The sequence below is a fragment of the Colwellia piezophila ATCC BAA-637 genome (assembly GCF_000378625.1).
Lineage (GTDB): Bacteria > Pseudomonadota > Gammaproteobacteria > Enterobacterales > Alteromonadaceae > Colwellia > Colwellia piezophila.
Genome location: NZ_KB905173.1, coordinates 117,261 through 135,419, shown reverse-complemented (window position 1 = coordinate 135,419; position 18,159 = coordinate 117,261). Strand labels below are relative to the sequence as shown.

Genomic DNA, 18,159 nt, shown 5'->3' with positions numbered 1-18,159 from the left:
AAGTAATGCGCGAATAAATTCCCGCCTACAAGTAAAAGAAGCATTACATAGTCGCTACCTACCTCGCTAAAGATAAGTAACTATATTTGTTTGCATGAACATCATTCATTAAGCGTTTTTGTTCTCCCCGAAAGGAAAACTATGTAAAACAACATTAATGTGAGTGCTCACACAAATTGCATGATAACTAATTGTTAAAGAAAAGAGGTCTTAGTCGCATTCGCTAAGTACCTTCGCTCCTTGCTAACGTTGCCGTTTGCCCGAAGCAGGTGGCGTATAATACGCTCCCTGGTTTTGATGTCAACGTTTATTTTAAAGTATTTAAAAAACATTTTAAAAGTAGACGTTAAGTTAGCTGATTCACTCTAAAAGCAAGTAGATAACTTATCAAAACAGTTCTTTGGGTTACCCCTTGGAACTGGATGCGCATTTTAGAGACTTTTCATTTTTGATCAAGGCTTATTTTCATCTTTATGCTTGTTCGCATGTTTATTATACAGATCGCTTTCATATTGGGCTATAAAGCACGATCACATAGGATCCTTGGTCATTTTTTCACACAACTTACATTGTTAACTAGGCTTTTAAATTACTACTTAGTACTAATAAAGTGACTGATATCGCCTACTATTAAGCTTACTTTCTATCAAATAACGAAAAAACCGACACGAAGGTCGGTTTTTTTATAGTTAACTAGATGATCATAGGTTAATTAATAGCGATATCACCGAGGTGATCTTTCTTTATTATCTGGCCCTAGTATTACCCAAGTTTACTTAAGTTTCAATTTAGCTCTAACTAAGCATTTTCTTGTTCACGTGCAATAGCGCGATAAGCGATATCAGTTCTAAACTCTACACCTTGCCAGCTAATTTGATGTAATAGTTCATAAGCGGTTTGTTGTGCTTCGGTAACGGTATTACCTAGTGCAGTTGCACAAAGTACACGACCGCCGTTAGTAACAACCTCACCTTGCTCATTTAACTTAGTACCTGCATGGAAAGTTTTCGCTGATACATTGTTGTTAGTATCTAAACCTGAAATAACATCACCTTTAGGGTAACTTGCAGGATAGCTCTGTGCGGCAAGAACAACACCTACAGCTGCACGACTATCAAAGTCGATGCTTACTTTATCTAATTCACCACGAGTAGCGGCTAAACATAACTCAACCAAATCCGATTGTAAGCGCATCATGATAGGCTGCGTTTCAGGATCACCGAAACGACAGTTATATTCAATAACGTTTGGCGTGCCGTCTGCTGCTATCATTAAGCCTGCATATAAGAAACCACTGTAAGGTGCTCCTTCCGCTGACATGCCTTCAACTGTTGGCATAATAACTTCGGCCATAATACGATCATGGATTTCAGGGGTAACCACTGCTGCAGGAGAATATGCCCCCATGCCGCCGGTGTTTGGACCTAAGTCACCATTTAATGCACGTTTATGATCTTGGCTTGTTGCCATGGGTAAAACGTTCTTACCATCAACCATTACGATAAAACTCGCTTCCTCACCTTCAAGAAACTCTTCAATCACCACCCGATGGCCTGCATCACCAAACGCATTACCCGCTAACATGTCGGTAATAGCGTCTTCTGCTTCTTTGAGTGTAAGGGCAACAATAACGCCTTTTCCTGCTGCTAAGCCATCGGCTTTAACAACAATTGGTGCGCCCTGCTGACGAACATAAGCAAGTGCAGGTTCAACTTCAGTGAATTTTTCATAGCTGCCTGAAGGGATTTTATTCCGTGCTAGAAAGTCTTTAGTAAATGACTTTGAACCTTCAAGCTGTGCTGCTTTGGCACTTGGACCAAAAATAGCTAAGCCGTGCGCTTGGAAAGCATCAACAACACCATCAACCAGTGGTTGCTCGGGGCCAACAATAGTTAAGGCAACGTCTTCACTTTTAGCAAAAGCAACTAAGGCAGCATTATCACTAATATCGAGAGCAACATTTTCTAATTTTGCTTCGGTTGCTGTACCAGCATTACCTGGCGCAACAAACACTTTAGTAACCTGACTTGATTGAGCCGCTTTCCATGCTAGAGCATGTTCACGACCGCCGCCGCCAATAACTAAGATTTTCATAAAATTTCCTATTTATTTTCTTGTGTGCTAAACCAACACTTATTTGGCTGGTTTAACAAATTTTAATGTCATGCGATCGCTTTCGCCAATCGCTAAATATTTCGCTCTGTCTTTGTCTTTAAGTGCTAGGCTCGGTGGTAAAGTCCACACACCTTTAGGGTGGATGGCTAAATCTTTAGCATTAGCATTCACGTCACTTGAACCTGAAAACCTAAAACCAGCCGCTTTTGCTTGTTTAATTGTTGTAACTTCAGAAACATAACCTCGAGCTTTATCGGCATCTAGACCTACTGGCAGTCTATGTTCAACTACCCCTAATACGCCACCAGGTTTAAGCGCATTGAAAGCATCTTTAAAGACTTGCTCGACACCGGCATCTTTCCAGTTATGAAGATTTCTAAACGTTAAAATTAGATCCGCGGTACCTTGTGGTGCTAATTCACTTTCTTGGCCTGGAGTAAAGTCAGTTAAAACCACTTCACTAAAAACAACGTCTGAAGCAAGTTTCTTCACTAATTTTTTACGCGAATTACTATAGTAATTATCTTTACCCGTATCAGGGTAATGAGCACCGTATAATTTACCTGTGCCTTTTAAAGCTGGTGCTAATATCTCAGTGTACCAACCGCCACCTGGAGTAATTTCTACCACAGTCATACTCGGGGTAAAACCAAAAAAGTTCAACGTTTCAATAGGATGACGATATTGATCACGCGCTTTATTTTTAGCAGTACGATGTTCACCTGAGACAGCATTTTCAAGTACTTTAGATGAAGCGCTTTTATTGGCATTAGCTTCATGTGCATGGGTATCATGAGCTGTAGCAGATAAACTTAATGCGCCACAGCTTAAGGTAACTGCGATAGCGATTGATTTAAGCGCGTTTGTTTTAATTGTCATAACTATTTTCCTTGTAAGAATTATTAGTATTAATATCCATTTATCTAATACAGCCGTCCTTATTCATATTCATTTTGAATGTGGAACAGATATATAACGATTAAAGTATTAATTAACGGCAACATTTATAACAGATATCATACCAATTACACTAATTAAGAATTCATTTCAAATGGTCTAAATATCCAATAACGTCGTTGCTTTCAATCCCAATAGCCAGCTATTAGTCAATCAAACGGCTTGTTATTGAAGCTTTACCCTCATTGAAAGCGGTAATTTTAATTAATCTAAGTGGTATTAAACAAACAAGCAGCGTTGATAAGGCTTGGTTTCAGTAAAAGCTATTGCGACCATTATTACGCAAAATCGCTGTAAATATGTCCCTATAAGCTCTACTTATTCGTCCATGAATAAGAAGTTTTGCTTCATAAGGCAGCTTCACAGCTTTTAAGTCTTTTATCACGAGCTGAAGTTAATGAAGTTCCTTTAAGCTGCTCTGTTCAATTTAAAGAAAAAAGCACGGAGCTGACGAATGTCAGTGAGTACTTTTGACGCCTAAATTGGACTTAGCAGCGACAAGGAGCAATCTTAATGGCGGAAGTGACGCATACCTGTGAACACCATGGCGATGTTATGTTCGTCTGCTGCGGCAATAACTTCGTTATCACGCATAGAGCCACCGGGCTGAATAACGGCAGTAATACCTGCTTCAGCGGCTGCATCTAAACCATCACGGAATGGGAAGAATGCATCTGATGCCATTACAGAGCCTTTGACTTCTAGATTTTCATCAGCTGCTTTAATACCCGCAACTTTCGCTGAGTATACGCGGCTCATTTGGCCAGCACCGACACCGATGGTTGCGCTATTTTTAACGTAAACAATGGCATTAGATTTAACAAATTTTGCTACTTTCCAACAGAATTGTAAATCACGTAACTCGTCTTCTGTAGGATGACGTTTAGTCACTACTTTTAAGTCGTCAGCTGTTACGCTACCGTGGTCAGTATCTTGTACTAATAAACCACCATTAACGCGTTTAAAATCAAAACCAGTCGTTTTGCTGTCCCACTGACCACATGCTAATAAACGTAGGTTAGGTTTAGCAGCGATAATTTGTGCCGCAGCAGCAGAAATGCTCGGGGCGATAATTACTTCAACGAATTGGCGAGAAACAATCGCTTCTGCAGTATCTGCATCTAATTCACGGTTAAACGCGATGATGCCACCAAATGCTGAAGTAGGGTCAGTTTTATATGCACCTTCATAAGCCGCTAAAATATTATCGCCAATAGCAACACCACAAGGATTAGCATGCTTAACGATTACACAAGCTGGCTCGTCAAATTCTTTAACACATTCTAACGCTGCATCGGTATCAGCAATGTTGTTATAAGATAATGCTTTGCCTTGTAATTGAGTCGCAGTAGAAACTGATGCTTCTTCAGGGTTCGCTTCTTTGTAAAAAGCCGCTTGTTGATGCGAGTTTTCACCGTAGCGTAAATCTTGTGTTTTAATAAACTGGCTATTAAACGTACGTGGAAATTTAACTTTATTTTCAAACGAAGCCGTTGAGTCTTTCTCACCATACGCTGGTAACATTTTACCAAAGTAGTTAGCAATCATACCGTCGTAGCTTGCAGTGTGCTCGTAAGCAGCAATCGCTAAATCAAAACGTGTTTTGTAAGTGAGTGAATTATTGTTGTTATCTAATTCAGTTAATACACGGTCGTAATCATGTGCGTTAACAACAATAGTCACGTCTTTATGATTCTTCGCCGCAGCGCGAACCATCGTTGGGCCGCCAATATCAATATTTTCAATGGCGTTTTCTAAAGAACAGTTTTCATCACTTACTGCATTAGCAAATGGGTACAAGTTAACCACAACCATATCAATTGCGCTGATATTGTTTTCTACCATTACCGCTTCATCAATACCGCGACGCGCTAAGATGCCGCCATGTATTTTAGGGTGTAAAGTTTTAACACGACCATCCATAATTTCTGGATGACCAGTGTAGTCAGAAACTTCAGTTACCTTGATGCCGTTTTCAGCTAATAATTTTGCGGTACCGCCAGTAGAAAGAAGATCAACACCCTTCTCACTTAAGCGACGAGCAAATTCAACAATTCCTGATTTATCTGAAACACTTAATAGTGCGCGTTTAATTGGACGTGGAGTATCCATGGTTTTATTTACCTTTCAGTTTTTAACTATTCATCTTGTTGCTGTATAGTCCAATTAGTGCGTCAAAATTACTCACTGACATTCGTCAGCTCTGTTACTTTTCCTACTAATTTCACCATACAACTTAAAGCTGAACAGTTAATTGAATAAATATTTAAAGTGATGTAAAACATAAAAAGCACCCGAGGGTGCTTTTTATAAAAATTCGATATTAGTTCATACCGTATTTTTTAAGTTTCTTGCGTAACGTGCCGCGGTTGATGCCAAGTAAGTTGGCAGCGCGTGTTTGGTTACCGCGAGTGTACATCATAACTTCTTCTAACATTGGCGCTTCAATTTCGCTCAATACAAGGTCATACATATCATCAACATCGTTACCATTTAATTGTGATAAGTAGTTGCTGATTGCAATTTTAGCTTGGCTACGTAATGGAGACGTTTTAGTTTGTGTTTGAATATCGCCAGTGATAAATGGAGAAGAAATATTTTGTTCGAACATATGATATAACTCTTTCTTTTGTTAATAAAAATAAAATAAAACTATGACAATTTGTACTATTCCTAAAAGGAATCAGTGACAAAGTCATCAAAAAATTTACCTAACGTCGCCAATTGTTCATCGGTAGACGTTAAGGCATTAAAAATAGCTCTAAACGCTTTGCCTTGCTCGGTAGTAAACGCTGCGCTGAAACCATCTGTGGTCTCAGCCAGATTATGTATATACCAAGAGACGTGTTTTCTGGCGATCATCACACCTTTGAAATCGCCGTAAAACTGATGTAACTCCATAACGTGGGCCAATACTATTGAACGTACTTCATCCAATGTTGGCGCAAGCATTTTATTGCCCGTTGCCAAGAAATGATTAATTTCTCGAAAAATCCACGGACGACCCTGTGCACCACGGCCAATCATTATGGCATCTGCACCCGTATAGCTTAAAACCTGTAGCGCCTTTTCAGGTGAAGTAATATCACCATTTGCCACTACCGGAATTGAAATAGCCGCTTTTATTGCTTTAATAGTGTCGTATTCCGCATAACCTTTATAAAAGTCATTACGGGTACGGCCATGCACTGCGAGTGATGCTATACCACTATTTTCAGCAATTTTAGCTATTTCTATACCATTACGAGACTCTTCACACCATCCTGTGCGAATTTTTAGCGTAACCGGAATATCTACCGCTTTTACCACTGCCTGAACAATACGCTCAACCAGTGCTGGTTCTTTTAATAAAGCAGAACCCGCTAATTTTTTATTTACCTTTTTTGCTGGACAGCCCATATTGATATCAATAATTTGTGCGCCGTTATCAGCATTCACTTTGGCAGCAAAAGCTAATTCATCAGGACAACTTCCGGCAATTTGCACCGAACGTAGACCTGCGGCATCACTATGCAACATTCTTAATTTAGACTTTTCGGTATGCCACACTTTCGGATTTGACGAAAGCATTTCAGAAACCGCTAAACCCGCACCCAATTGACAACATAATTGTCGAAAAGGTTGATCGGTTATGCCTGCCATAGGGGCAAGTATTACCTGCGAACTAAGTTGATAAGAGCCTATTTTCATACTGCTGTTTTTTTGAGCTACCATTCAAAAGGGCGCTCAGTTTACACGTCTTTATTTCAATTGAAAAGCATAGAATTTGAACAATATTTGCTTTTTTTAACCTTTTTGATATTGACATTTATTAAAGCATCAATGTGAGCATAAATAGTACAATTGATTCATAAATTAGTTGACAAATAGTACAAAAAAGACAAAGCCATTTATGCCGTCAAGTTAGCTCGAATAACGCCTGCAAGTAGGTATAAGAAACTATTCGACAAGCCAACAATAAATGTCAGCATAATGTAAATAAGCTTGCCAGTTGTTTTTATAGCCGACTATTGATGCATTTAAAGCAGTGGTGATTGGATAACTATTTACCTTCAAAATGAAAATTAGCGGGTTAATTTGTTACCGAGCACGGCAAGAGCATTATAAATTTGTTGGTATTTTCGTCATGCATCAACGTTCGGTATTTTTTGAAACCTTTGTCGCGGTGGCGACAACACCCAAAAGGGGCTAAACGACGAGCCCCCTTTGGAATCCCGCATCGCTGCCACACAAAACGTAATCTTGCATTCTTTCAAGTGCTATCGAGCTAACAGCGCTGAAGGGGCGTCCATGCCCTACATCGCCTTTTTCATCATCCATGATGAAAATAGCTGAGCTCTCTCTCTCATTCCAGCGTTTTGACAGGCAGACTTGGTACTTGTTGTACTGCAACTCGATTTAACGCCTTGTGATATATTTTCAAAAACGCTAGCAAATGTTATTTGACTACTCGAGCTATAAACACCTACTCCCATCTCAGCAACGCAAGCTGAGTTTAGACCAAGAAAAATCTAAGCTGAGACAGGATGTCGAAGACTGCCGCTGTTCAGGGACGATAAATCGGCAGGTATTAGCTTTTTCTCTAAACACAGCTGTAGTGCTCTGCTGAGTTTAGAGAAAAATCTAAGCTGAGACAGGATGTCGAAGACTGCCGCTGTTCAGGGACGATAAATCGGCAGGTATTAGCTTTTTCTCTAAACACAGCTGTAGTGCTCTGCTGAGTTGGGGCTCCGTGGGATTGTTAAGGGAGGCCGGAGGCAGCTTCCCTTAACCTGTTGTCGCCAGCGCGACGCGGAAGATAAAAAGAGCTAAAACTCTTTTTGTTAGCTAAGTCAGTAGCGGTAAGGGATTAAAATGCGCTAGCCGTATGTTACCGAGGACGGGTAAGCCTTTAAGTGATAAAACTCTAGCGTCCAAGCCCAGATTGATGAAAAGTTAATCGGATGTAGTCGTTTTCATTAAATGAATGATTGTGTTACCCGATAGAATGGTACCGTTATCTAGCCCCTGATTTACACGCCTAAGCAATGCCATAGCAGGATCCTGTAAATACCTCAAAGAGTGATGGCTTCGAAAATTTAATAGCTATACGCCCTTAAGGCTTAGCAAATAAATCACTGTCAATAAAGGCTATGCTCAGCACTATCCCGCGTTACTGCTATACTCAATTCACTATTAAAACCTACATTACTGGGTGGCTATACACTATGTGATTAGCGACTCTACTTAGAGCCTTATCGAGGCATTGACTTCAACTAAGCCATGTAAGCCAAGCTAAAAATTTCTTTATTTAATGATAAAATCAGGACTTCATTAGTGTGTCAGCAGTATTCGCCCAGCTAAAGGTTAAGTTAATGCAACAGAATAATAGTCCGCTGCAGCCTATGACTACAGCATCGGTAATCTTTTTGACACTGTGTTTAACATTAATACCTTGCCTACTGCTAGTTCTCATAAATATAGCCCTCGCAAACCAGCAAACATCGCATATTGCCGATGCTTTAATGATGAGTGACGATATTACTAAAAAACTGAACCTTGCTGACAATAGTCGTTTAAGAGATCCTAAATTATTCCGGCAATTATTAGCTGAACTAATCAAGAAAAAGCCTCACTTTACTGCGGTGCATCAACAGTTTTTTAATTATCTGCAAGCCTATCATTTTGCCTTTATTGGCGAGCACGACCAAGCAGAACAAACACTCAAAAACATTTTGCGTTCAGAGGCTAATACACTACTTAAATTTAGAGTAAATCATACGCTTATTAACTTATCAGCAATAAATCATAAATGGGCTGATGGCTTACGATATGTTGCGGATAACAATGCGATGATAGACAAGATAAAAGATAAGCGCTATATCCAGCATAGTTTACTCGCTACCGCCATGTTTTACCTGCAGCTAAAACAATATGATTTAGCGCTAAAACATATCTCTCTACTTGAGCAGCATGATGTGCCGTTGTTTAAACAATGCTTTATCAAGCAGTATTCCCTCGAGGTAAAACTCGAGCTAGCGACACTTTCGGTGGATAATGACGGTATTTCAAAGGCTATCCGGTTATGCGTCAAAGCAGAGAATAAAATAGGGGCGAACTCAATTCGTCTTTATCAAGCTGAACTATACCTACAAAAAAATCAGCCCGATCAGGCTTTACAGTTATTATTGCCCTATAGAGGAGAAATAAAAGCGACACTATTTCCCATGTTAATAGCTAGCGCAAACAATATGATTGCCCGGGCGTATTTCCAATTAGATGATATGGGCAATGCTAAAAACTATGCCATGACAGCGATGTTACTCAACAAACATAATACCGGGATAAAGCGGGGTAGAGACAGTTACCAAGTATTGTACCAAGTGGCTGAGCAAGAAAAAAACTTCGTATTAGCACTAAGTTACTTCAAACAATATGCGCAGTTAGATAAAGCTTTCCTCGATGAGGTTAAAGCTAAACATTTAGCTTTTCAACTCGCGGAACACGACAGTGCCGAGCAAGCGAACAAGATTAAGCTGCTTAACGAAATAAATAATGTCTTAGTCACTAAGCAAGCATTGTCTGAGACCAAGGTTCGTAATGTACAATTGTTAATTACTATACTGGTATTATTACTCATCATACTCTCAGTTTGGGGGGCCGGTTTATGGCAACGTCACAAGAGAGTTAGACTGCTTGCTGAGTCTGATGATTTAACGGGAATATATAACCGCCGTCACTTCAATTATGTGTCTGTGAGCGCTTTACGATATTGTAAAACAGCCCGACAAGACTTAAGCGTCATTATGTTTGACTTAGATAACTTTAAACTAGTGAATGATAGTTTCGGCCATGCTTGTGGTGATTGGACGCTTAAAGAAGCCATTAAGGCTTGCCTCGCTATCGGTAAAAATAGTGATGTTCTAGCTCGTTTGGGCGGTGAAGAATTTTGTTTATTATTGCCCAGTACTAATATTGATGAAGCTTACATAAGAGCTGAAGCGTGTCGAATTGCCATTGAGAATATAATTACTGAAGCTTCAGGATTTGATTTTTCAATTACGGCAAGCTTTGGTGTCACAGATATAAAGCGCTCAGGCTTTAGGTTAACTGATTTACTAAAAGATGCTGATAGCGCCATGTATATAGCTAAACAGGCTGGACGTAATCAAGTCATGTTATTTCCCCTGCAAAAAAACTCAGTTACTAGATAATTCATCGAGCATAATATCTTAGTTTGACAGCGCGGTAGAAGCTATAACAGTAGAAATAGAGAGAGAGAGGGTGAAATAAAAAAACTGGCTTCCCGATTAAAAACTTCAGGGGCGACACTTACCAAACAGTACTTTGGCGATGATGCAATGATGCAATTATACTGTGTAACCAAGACTGCGAAGATAACAACGTGGGACTTAGGAAAGCACTGCCAATACCTTAACATTGGCAGAACACATAAAAGTTTATGCTTATTTACGCTGCCCGTTCAAACGTACCCATTCTTCTTGTACGGTAATTGGCGCCATATCACACCACTGGCCGTAAATTTCTTGTAGTGTTTGTGCTTGCTCTTCTAATATACCTGATAACGCTAACAAACCTTTATCACCAACAAACTCAATGATAGTAGGTGCTAACTCGCGTAATGGTCCGGCGAGAATGTTTGCCACTACTACGTCGGCTTTAAACTCAGGCTGATCTTTAGGTAGATATAATTCAAGTCTATCGGAAACATTGTTACGTTCAGCATTGGCAAGACTTGCTTGCAGAGCTTGTGGGTCGATATCAATACCAATAACTTTCTTGGCACCTAATTTAAGTGCCGCCAGCGATAAAATACCTGAGCCACAACCAAAATCGACTACAGTTTTATCTTGTAGATCTAAGCCGTCTAACCAAGTTAAACATAATGCTGTGGTTGGGTGCGTACCCGTACCAAAAGCCAGACCGGGATCTAACATAACATTTACCGCGTCAGGGTCTGGCACATCGCGCCAGCTAGGACAAATCCAAAGACGCTCACCGAATTTCATCGGGTGGAAGTTGTCCATCCACTCACGTTCCCAATCTTTGTCTTCTAGTTGCTCTAGCTTGTATTGCATTGCTGCTTTATCTGGATGAATACCTTGCAAGTAATTGATGACTTTATCCATGTCGTGACCTGCGTCAAACAACCCCATAACCACAGTATTAGACCAATAGATAACCTCATCACCAGGTAGTGGTTCATATATAGGAGTGTCTTTTGCATCGAGAAACGTAACGGCTTGTGAACCACAGGCGGTGAGCCAGTCACTGTATTTTTCGGCGTTATCTTCGTTGGCACTTAATCTGAGTTGTATCCAAGGCATCTGATGTTCTCTACTGGTATTTGGTGTTTGCTGCTACTTGTTATCCTTGCCTTTGTCGCTAGTGCAAAAGGAGGATGTAATTGGCAAATAGTAGCCATAAATAAGCTTGATGCTAGTTTACCATTCATTACTGCTAGAGTAGGCATAAATAATGATAAAACGGAAATTACCATGCTAGATTTACTGCCTGATCTATTTGATCAATATCCCGAAAAGCTATCTCTCGCGCAAGCGCCCTTCATAAACTACGGTAAGAACATTATTTTTTATGGCGAAATAGTCACGGTTGCTTGCTTTGAAGATAATTCAAAAGTGAAAGAGCTATTGGCTACCGATGGTACCGGTAAAGTGCTGGTAGTAGATGGTAAAGGCAGTATGAACCGTGCGCTATTAGGCGATATAATCGCAGAAAATGCGGTTAAAAACAATTGGCAGGCTGTAGTTATCAATGGCTGTATTCGTGATGCGGGTACCATTGCCACTTTAGCTATTGCAGTAAAAGCGCTTGGTTGTAATCCAATAAAAACAGAGAAGTTAGGTGTCGGTGAGATTAACATTGTCGTTAACTTTGCCGGTATTGACTTTATTCCTGGCTGGAGTATTTATGGTGATGCCAATGGTTTAGCGGTTAGTGAAGCAAAGTTAACCTTAAACGAAATATAACCTTTCTATAACCTAAGTCTAAGCGAGCTATCGCCTAACTAATGCCTAAGTATTACCTAAGTATCCGCAATGAAAACGTCAACTTAATACAGGTTAAGGTTTTATCGTTTCTGCTATGTTAATCTGAGAGTATATAAGATAGTTAAGTGAAAAAGTTGGCTTGTAGATGAAGTATTTTCCCGTTTTTCTTGATGGTAGTAAAATTAATGCCATGGTGGTTGGCGGTGGCGATGTTGCTGCCCGAAAAATTGAATTACTATTAAAAACCACCACAAAAATTACCATTATGTCGGCAAGCGTTACTGAAGGCGTGGCACGATTGATTAACGAGAATCAATTAAGCTGGTTAAAGCATAACTATCAAGCCGGTTTGTTAGCTAAGGTTACCTTAGTGATTGCTGCCACTGATGATAAAGCAGTAAATGAACAGGTTTATTATGAGGCGGTTGAGTTTAATATTCTTGCCAATGTGGTTGATCAACCCGCCCTCTGTACTTATATCACGCCAGCGATTATTGACCGCTCGCCGATGATTATAGCTTTATCAAGTTCAGGCAGTGCTCCTATTCTTATTCGCATGTTACGCGAGCAAATAGAGAAAATTCTACCGCAGGGTTACGGTCGTTTGGCTGACTTTTCTTTAAAATTTCGTGACCATGTTAAAGCGCGTATTAAAGGCATACGCAATCGCCGCACCTTTTGGGAAAACACCTTGCGTGGTCCAATCGGAAAAAATTTGCTTGCTGGCCAACAGCAAAAAGCTGAGCAGCAGTTAATCGCCAGCTTGAAAGAGAAAATAGCCCCCCCTGCTGGTGAAATTATCTTTATTCATACCACTGACGGAAACCCTGATAACTTAACCTTAAGCGCTCATCGCGTTTTACAATTTGCCGATGCCGTTTTTTATGATAATGAAGTCAATATTGAGTTGATTGAATATGTGCGCCGTGATGCCGAGAAATACCCGCAAAGTGTTAGCTCAACTATCCTAGTAAATTACCAACATGCGCTAGAGCTCGCTCAATTAGGTCAACAGGTCATTTATTTACTCGCCGGCAATGAAGAATTACCCAGAAATGAGGCATTAATTGCCAGTGGTATGAACACTAAAATCATTACTAGTGGAAGTTAGCTTACCTTAAGATATAGCATGACTACTTTAGCTTTCACCTAACAATAAGTTGATAAAATCACTGTCAGATTTTTTTACAACCTGAGTCAAAACTCTAACTCACCAACACTTAAAAAACCTTATAATTCAACTAAGTAGCCACTATGGCGCACTCTATGCAACGTTGTCAGTGTAAATCAAACAAGGAATGTATCGATTCGTGACCTACTTAATGGCTTAAGTTGCCTTTGTCACTTATTACTTACTTTAAAGTGTACTTTAATTTTATACTGACAAGGAGTAAACAATGAACACACTTAAAAAGTTTATAACTACGTTAACTCTCTCAACATTGGGGTTTGCTTTTAGCGCAACGGCTACCCCAATCATCACTGAATGGGATTTTATCGTTAATTCAGCATTTACCGGAGCAACATTTACAACACCTGGGACTGGCACCCCTACTACAAGCCTAACAAACCTTTTATTTACTGCTCCAACAAATTTAGCGTGGGGTGATCAAGTTGAACAAAGTTCCTTAGATATATCATCTGGTAGCTTAGGTTTAGTCTTTGGTGAGGATTTAGCCAGTGGTGATGCAGTACAAACTTCTCTCTTAGTGCACGATAATGTGATTATCCCTGGGGGATCTAGCGTTTTAGCAACGGCAATATTGAGTACAGTTCTTCAAATATTTCCTGCTAACACACTTCCTAATATAGGTGATTACGACGACCCCGCAGAACCACTTGACGCACTAGCCTTTAATATACTCTTCTTTGAAACACCAAATGGCCCAGGTCAGTGTGGCGGAGTACCTTGTGAAAATGATATTTTTATCATAACTATGCCTGAAGGACTTGTTTTCGATGAAGGAGAAGGTACTTTAAACCAACTGTTTTCTATTGGCCACCATACCTACAATACCGAGTTGAAATTAGTGGCTACAGACCCAGGCACTGGTTTAGCAGTACTGGATGATTTCATTTGTAATCGGGTTCCGGGAGCAGGTAATGGCTGTATTGGTTTAACCACCTTTGAAGGCCAACCAAATGAATTCAGAGTTATGATGACAATTACCTCTGTGCCAGAGCCTTCTACCATTCTACTTTTAAGCCTAGCAATGTTTGGTATAGTCGGCAGCATGCGTAATAAACAGAGCTAATAACAGTTAGCATTGTTAATCACGTAATATGGAAAAATAAAATTAATTATCGTTATTTAAAGTAAGTTTAACGGCAGGTAAAATAAAAAAGCAGCCACTGGCTGCTTTTTTACGTGCACTTTCAGGAGAAAGTGTAAATTACAGAGATAGTTTATATCAATAGTTAACCCGTTTAATATGAACTCGGTTACTTCGTTGCGATCTTTCTCTTCAGACCATCATAAACCTGGCATAATAAGCCATGTGATAACTCACAGGAATTGCTAAATCTAAAGGCTATCAAGGCGGAATACAATATAAAAATAGAAGAAGCTCAGCTATCCTTTGGTCACTCTTCCCTCTAATTAAAGCCGTGTACTGACCTTGGCCATTTTCTAAAAGCAAAGGGGGTACAGAGTGTGGTACTTAAAAATACTAGGTCTTACTAGGTCAACCAAAAGTAAATAATTTATTCAAAAAGGTTAAATGACATCCGCATCTTTCAAGTGGTTAATCGCTATATTTACTCTATCCGCTTTCATTTCAGCAAAACTACCTCGAGTAAAGTTAAAGGCAAAGTAATGTACACCTTGCACATTTTCAACAAAGCCAACATACCAACCTAACATCGCTTTATCTTTTTTATCTGCTGTATTGGCTTTGCCGGTCCCCGTTTTCGCATAAAGCGAATAAGTATTAGTACTTTCAACTAGCATCACTTCTTTTAGGGAATCAATACTCTGTTGGCTAAGCGCTAACTTTTCTTGATGCACTTTTTGTAAGAACCTTACTTACTCTAATGCTGATATTTGTAGGCTACCATTCAGCCAAAAATTGTCTATGCCTGAGCTTATATCTTGATTACCGTAGGAAAACTGGCTTAAATAAGATTGCATTTTCTCCTTACCTATATTGGTTGCCATGTGGCGATATATAGCAACCATAAAGAATTTAAACGCTGAGCTAAGGTTATATTCAGCTAACGTCCATACAGGTGATCACCACCTTTTCACTGGATATTTTTCTTTATCAAACGTTAAACTCTGTTGTGCATCTTTGATTTTCTTACTATCAAGTGTTATTAAGCTATTAGGGATTTTAAAAGTGGAAAATGGTGAAAAATGTTGATTTTCTCTCTCTCTATTTACCAGCATTAAGGTTTCATTTTCTTCGATAAGTATTGAAACTTGAGCCATGTTCTGGCTGGAAACTGACTTATATTCTTCGCTCACCTGTGGTCTAATATTCTGACTTAATAATACAAAGGTACAATTGTTAGTGCTTGCCAAACAAAGTTCATTGTTTGCACTGGCGAACTGAGTAATGCTGCTTAGTGCCAACGCACTCACGAGACTAAAAATTCTTTTCATAACGAGCAACTTGAAGTAGCTTGTGTATATGTCATTGATAGGGTGACAAATGCGAATTTAGTGTCACAATAGTTTAATAGGTTACCAACAGGAAGATGAATGAAAACTTTTTTTACTTTAGTCTTTATATTATTAAGTCAAAGTAGTTTTGCCACAGAGCAAGCTGAAAAAATATTCGCTCAGTTAACACCATCACTTTATCAAATAAAGATAATCGATAAAGCCAGTGGAGAAAAATCCTCTATTGGGTCTGGTTTTCAGATCAGCTCAGACGGTCTAATTGCCACTAACTATCATGTAATTTCGAGTTATGCTCGACACCCTGAGAAGTACCGCATTGAGTATCTTGATCATCAAGGTAATAGCGATCAAGTCAGCTTGGTGAGTGTTGATGTCATTAATGATTTAGCGTTGGTGCAGCGCCAAGTTGATACAGAAATGCCCTATTTCACCCTTTCACAAAAAAAACCTATTAAAGGTGAGAAGCTATTTGCTTTAGGTAACCCTCATGATTTGGGCATGATTGTAGTGCCGGGTACTTATAATGGTTTGAAAAAAGAATCCTTCAACGAACGCATCCATTTTACCGGTTCAATTAACTCTGGTATGAGTGGCGGCCCTGTAGTCAATAAAGCAGAACAAGTCGTTGGCATTAATGTAGCAACATCGGGTAATCAAATAGGCTTCTTAGTGCCACACGAAAAGTTAGTTAAACTATTAAATGATTATAAAAAACAGCCACCTGTCGATATTATGCAACAAATATCAGCGCAATTAATGGCAAGCCAAAATAAATTAATGACGGCACTAATCAGCAGTCGCTGGCAAAGTAAAGAACTAGCGGGTAAGGCTATTATTCCAATTATTGAAGTACCTTTCCTTCGATGCTGGGGAGACTCTAATGCAGATAAAAAAGATGCTCTTATTTTACTCGCTATTACCAATTGCTCCTTGAATGAGAATACTTACCTCTCCTCACATTTTTTTACCGGTAGTGTCGAGCTTGATTTTCGTTATATGCAGGCAAAAGACCTAACTGATAATAAATTTTATCACTTATACCAACAACAATTTTCTCAAGCCGGAGCAGGTAACAGAGCAGGTAAAGATGATGTTAGTGAGTATCAATGTCATCATGATTTAGTGTCCCCTACAAGCTCAACCAGCACAGGCCAGACTATTAATAATAAAAGTATATTCTGTACGAGGGCTTACAAAGATTTTCCCAAGTTATTTGATGTCTTATATTTAGGTGCCAGTATCGATAAAAAACAACAAGCCATATTGAGTCACTTTACCTTGGCTGGAGTAAGCCAAGAAAACGCGCTAACTTTTACCAATAAATTTATTAAGGCTGTTTCATGGAAGTAACTAAAAGCGAGTTAGAGCAGCTCAATGAGGTGGAACCAGTCAACACGAGTACCCCTGTTGATATAGATATAGCGCCCACTGAAATCATTATTGAAGAAATAACCCGAAATCATAAATTATTACACCGCCACCGAATTAACCAAGATGAAATAACGATTGGACGAGGTTATCAAAATGATATTATTTTAGCTGATCCTCATATTTGTCCACTGCATCTATCGCTTACCTTTGCTCAAGGGGTATGGCGCTTTAATGACAACAATTCGGTAAATGGTACGGTATTAGAAAGTAATAAAAATAATAAGCAAGATAAAGCCCAACGAATAGTTAACGATGGCGATGTCATTATTATTGGTAAAAGCCAGTTAAGAGTAGTTTTTAGTAACCGTCAAGTTGCTGAAACTGTGGTTTTTAGTCCTTTTGAATCACTTATAGACTTCATTAGGCATCCTATCGCTGTCTTCATAAGTATCGCTTTATTTATGCTTATTGCTGCTAATATTACCTATCTAAATCAGCCGACTGAGATCAATTTCAGTCACTTATTTGTTAGCGCATTTAAGATGGCATTATTATTTGCTCTATGGCCAACGGGTATTGCGCTAGTGTCGCACCTCACCAAACATGATCCGCGTGTATTAGCGCAACTTGGCATAAGCTTTAGCTTTTTTATATTATTGTGGCTTAGCTATTTATTAGAGGAAATTATCAATTTCAATTCAGCTAGCCATGCTAACTTTGGCCTAGCAATTAGCTTACTGCCCGTAGGGTTATCCTTCAGCCTATTTTGGTTAAACAGTTATATTGGTTTTCATGTGAGCGCAAAACGCCGCATGATTGTGAGCATAAGCATTACTGCGCTATTATTCGGAGGCAGTTACTTAATCCAATACAGCAAGAAGCCTGAGTTTAATCCACACCCACAATATAATGCCACCATCATGGCACCAAAATTCTTAGTCGCCCCAAGCAGTAACGTTGAGACTTTTTTAGCACGTAGTGCTGCTTTATTTAAGCAAGCCAGTAAAGCGGCTCAAAAAGACCAAGAAATGTAGCGCATAAAAAAGGCTTATTTCCTGAGGAAATAAGCCTTTTAAAATT

13 protein-coding genes and 1 pseudogene are annotated in these 18,159 nt (G+C 39.3%); 6 read left to right on the top strand and 8 right to left on the bottom strand.

Going from position 1 to position 18,159, the window contains the following annotated elements:
- Positions 1-798: 798 nt before the first annotated feature.
- The 5 genes from purD to dusB all read right to left on the bottom strand — a co-directional run bounded on the left by purD (position 799) and on the right by dusB (position 6,762).
- On the bottom strand, positions 799-2,094 hold the full coding sequence (gene purD / locus F580_RS0120320) for a phosphoribosylamine--glycine ligase (protein WP_019029599.1): 1,296 nt from the start codon (positions 2,092-2,094) through the stop codon (positions 799-801).
- Positions 2,095-2,133: 39 nt separating this feature from the next.
- Positions 2,134-2,994 (bottom strand): class I SAM-dependent methyltransferase, encoded by an 861-nt coding sequence (locus F580_RS0120315; protein ID WP_019029598.1) that lies wholly within the window; start codon positions 2,992-2,994, stop codon positions 2,134-2,136.
- Positions 2,995-3,582: 588 nt separating this feature from the next.
- The gene (gene purH, locus F580_RS0120310; protein WP_019029597.1) at positions 3,583-5,184 is read right to left on the bottom strand and encodes a bifunctional phosphoribosylaminoimidazolecarboxamide formyltransferase/IMP cyclohydrolase; all 1,602 of its coding nucleotides are present in this window, start codon (positions 5,182-5,184) and stop codon (positions 3,583-3,585) included.
- A gap of 211 nt (positions 5,185-5,395) precedes the next feature.
- Positions 5,396-5,683 (bottom strand): DNA-binding transcriptional regulator Fis, encoded by a 288-nt coding sequence (fis, locus tag F580_RS0120305; protein ID WP_019029596.1) that lies wholly within the window; start codon positions 5,681-5,683, stop codon positions 5,396-5,398.
- Positions 5,684-5,745: 62 nt separating this feature from the next.
- A complete protein-coding gene (dusB, locus tag F580_RS0120300; protein WP_026301569.1) occupies positions 5,746-6,762 on the bottom strand; it encodes a tRNA dihydrouridine synthase DusB in 1,017 nt (338 codons plus the stop codon).
- Between the two features lie 1,664 nt (positions 6,763-8,426).
- Here dusB and F580_RS0120285 point away from each other — a divergent pair.
- Complete coding sequence (locus F580_RS0120285; RefSeq protein WP_019029592.1) at positions 8,427-10,265, top strand: tetratricopeptide repeat-containing diguanylate cyclase; 1,839 nt, start codon at positions 8,427-8,429, stop codon at positions 10,263-10,265.
- Between the two features lie 252 nt (positions 10,266-10,517).
- Here the strand turns inward: F580_RS0120285 and prmA are convergent, their stop codons facing one another.
- Entirely contained in the window at positions 10,518-11,399 is an 882-nt protein-coding gene (prmA, locus tag F580_RS0120280; RefSeq protein ID WP_019029591.1) for a 50S ribosomal protein L11 methyltransferase, read from the bottom strand.
- 171 nt (positions 11,400-11,570) lie between these two features.
- Here prmA and F580_RS0120275 point away from each other — a divergent pair, with 171 nt between their 5' ends.
- The 3 genes from F580_RS0120275 to F580_RS0120265 all read left to right on the top strand — a co-directional run bounded on the left by F580_RS0120275 (position 11,571) and on the right by F580_RS0120265 (position 14,338).
- On the top strand, positions 11,571-12,062 hold the full coding sequence (locus F580_RS0120275) for a putative 4-hydroxy-4-methyl-2-oxoglutarate aldolase (RefSeq protein ID WP_026301568.1): 492 nt from the start codon (positions 11,571-11,573) through the stop codon (positions 12,060-12,062).
- A gap of 166 nt (positions 12,063-12,228) precedes the next feature.
- Complete coding sequence (locus F580_RS25085; protein ID WP_019029589.1) at positions 12,229-13,194, top strand: siroheme synthase; 966 nt, start codon at positions 12,229-12,231, stop codon at positions 13,192-13,194.
- Between the two features lie 286 nt (positions 13,195-13,480).
- Positions 13,481-14,338 (top strand): THxN family PEP-CTERM protein, encoded by an 858-nt coding sequence (locus tag F580_RS0120265; RefSeq protein ID WP_019029588.1) that lies wholly within the window; start codon positions 13,481-13,483, stop codon positions 14,336-14,338.
- Positions 14,339-14,799: 461 nt separating this feature from the next.
- Here the strand turns inward: F580_RS0120265 and F580_RS0120260 are convergent.
- Positions 14,800-15,279, bottom strand: a pseudogene (locus tag F580_RS0120260) (penicillin-binding transpeptidase domain-containing protein); the annotation flags it as partial.
- A 36-nt stretch (positions 15,280-15,315) separates the two neighbouring features.
- Positions 15,316-15,687, bottom strand: coding sequence for a hypothetical protein (locus F580_RS0120250; RefSeq protein ID WP_019029585.1), 372 nt, complete (start codon positions 15,685-15,687; stop codon positions 15,316-15,318).
- A 99-nt stretch (positions 15,688-15,786) separates the two neighbouring features.
- On the opposite strand from F580_RS0120250, the gene F580_RS0120245 reads away from it, so the two are divergent.
- A complete protein-coding gene (locus F580_RS0120245; protein WP_019029584.1) occupies positions 15,787-17,058 on the top strand; it encodes a S1 family peptidase in 1,272 nt (423 codons plus the stop codon).
- Positions 17,049-18,113 carry an FHA domain-containing protein gene (locus tag F580_RS0120240; protein WP_019029583.1) on the top strand — a complete coding sequence of 355 codons (1,065 nt, stop codon included), beginning with the start codon at positions 17,049-17,051 and terminating at the stop codon, positions 18,111-18,113. Before F580_RS0120245 ends, F580_RS0120240 begins: the two co-directional genes overlap by 10 nt.
- The last annotated feature ends 46 nt before the right edge of the window (positions 18,114-18,159 follow it).

Bases quoted from the DNA above. Each gene is read 5' to 3' on its own strand.
- purD (WP_019029599.1), bottom strand. From the start codon at position 2,094: ATGAAAATCTTAGTTATTGGCGGCGGCGGTCGTGAACATGCTCTAGCA.
- F580_RS0120315 (WP_019029598.1), bottom strand. From the start codon at position 2,994: ATGACAATTAAAACAAACGCGCTTAAATCAATCGCTATCGCAGTTACC.
- purH (WP_019029597.1), bottom strand. From the start codon at position 5,184: ATGGATACTCCACGTCCAATTAAACGCGCACTATTAAGTGTTTCAGAT.
- fis (WP_019029596.1), bottom strand. From the start codon at position 5,683: ATGTTCGAACAAAATATTTCTTCTCCATTTATCACTGGCGATATTCAA.
- dusB (WP_026301569.1), bottom strand. From the start codon at position 6,762: ATGAAAATAGGCTCTTATCAACTTAGTTCGCAGGTAATACTTGCCCCT.
- F580_RS0120285 (WP_019029592.1), top strand. From the start codon at position 8,427: ATGCAACAGAATAATAGTCCGCTGCAGCCTATGACTACAGCATCGGTA.
- prmA (WP_019029591.1), bottom strand. From the start codon at position 11,399: ATGCCTTGGATACAACTCAGATTAAGTGCCAACGAAGATAACGCCGAA.
- F580_RS0120275 (WP_026301568.1), top strand. From the start codon at position 11,571: ATGCTAGATTTACTGCCTGATCTATTTGATCAATATCCCGAAAAGCTA.
- F580_RS25085 (WP_019029589.1), top strand. From the start codon at position 12,229: ATGAAGTATTTTCCCGTTTTTCTTGATGGTAGTAAAATTAATGCCATG.
- F580_RS0120265 (WP_019029588.1), top strand. From the start codon at position 13,481: ATGAACACACTTAAAAAGTTTATAACTACGTTAACTCTCTCAACATTG.
- F580_RS0120250 (WP_019029585.1), bottom strand. From the start codon at position 15,687: ATGAAAAGAATTTTTAGTCTCGTGAGTGCGTTGGCACTAAGCAGCATT.
- F580_RS0120245 (WP_019029584.1), top strand. From the start codon at position 15,787: ATGAAAACTTTTTTTACTTTAGTCTTTATATTATTAAGTCAAAGTAGT.
- F580_RS0120240 (WP_019029583.1), top strand. From the start codon at position 17,049: ATGGAAGTAACTAAAAGCGAGTTAGAGCAGCTCAATGAGGTGGAACCA.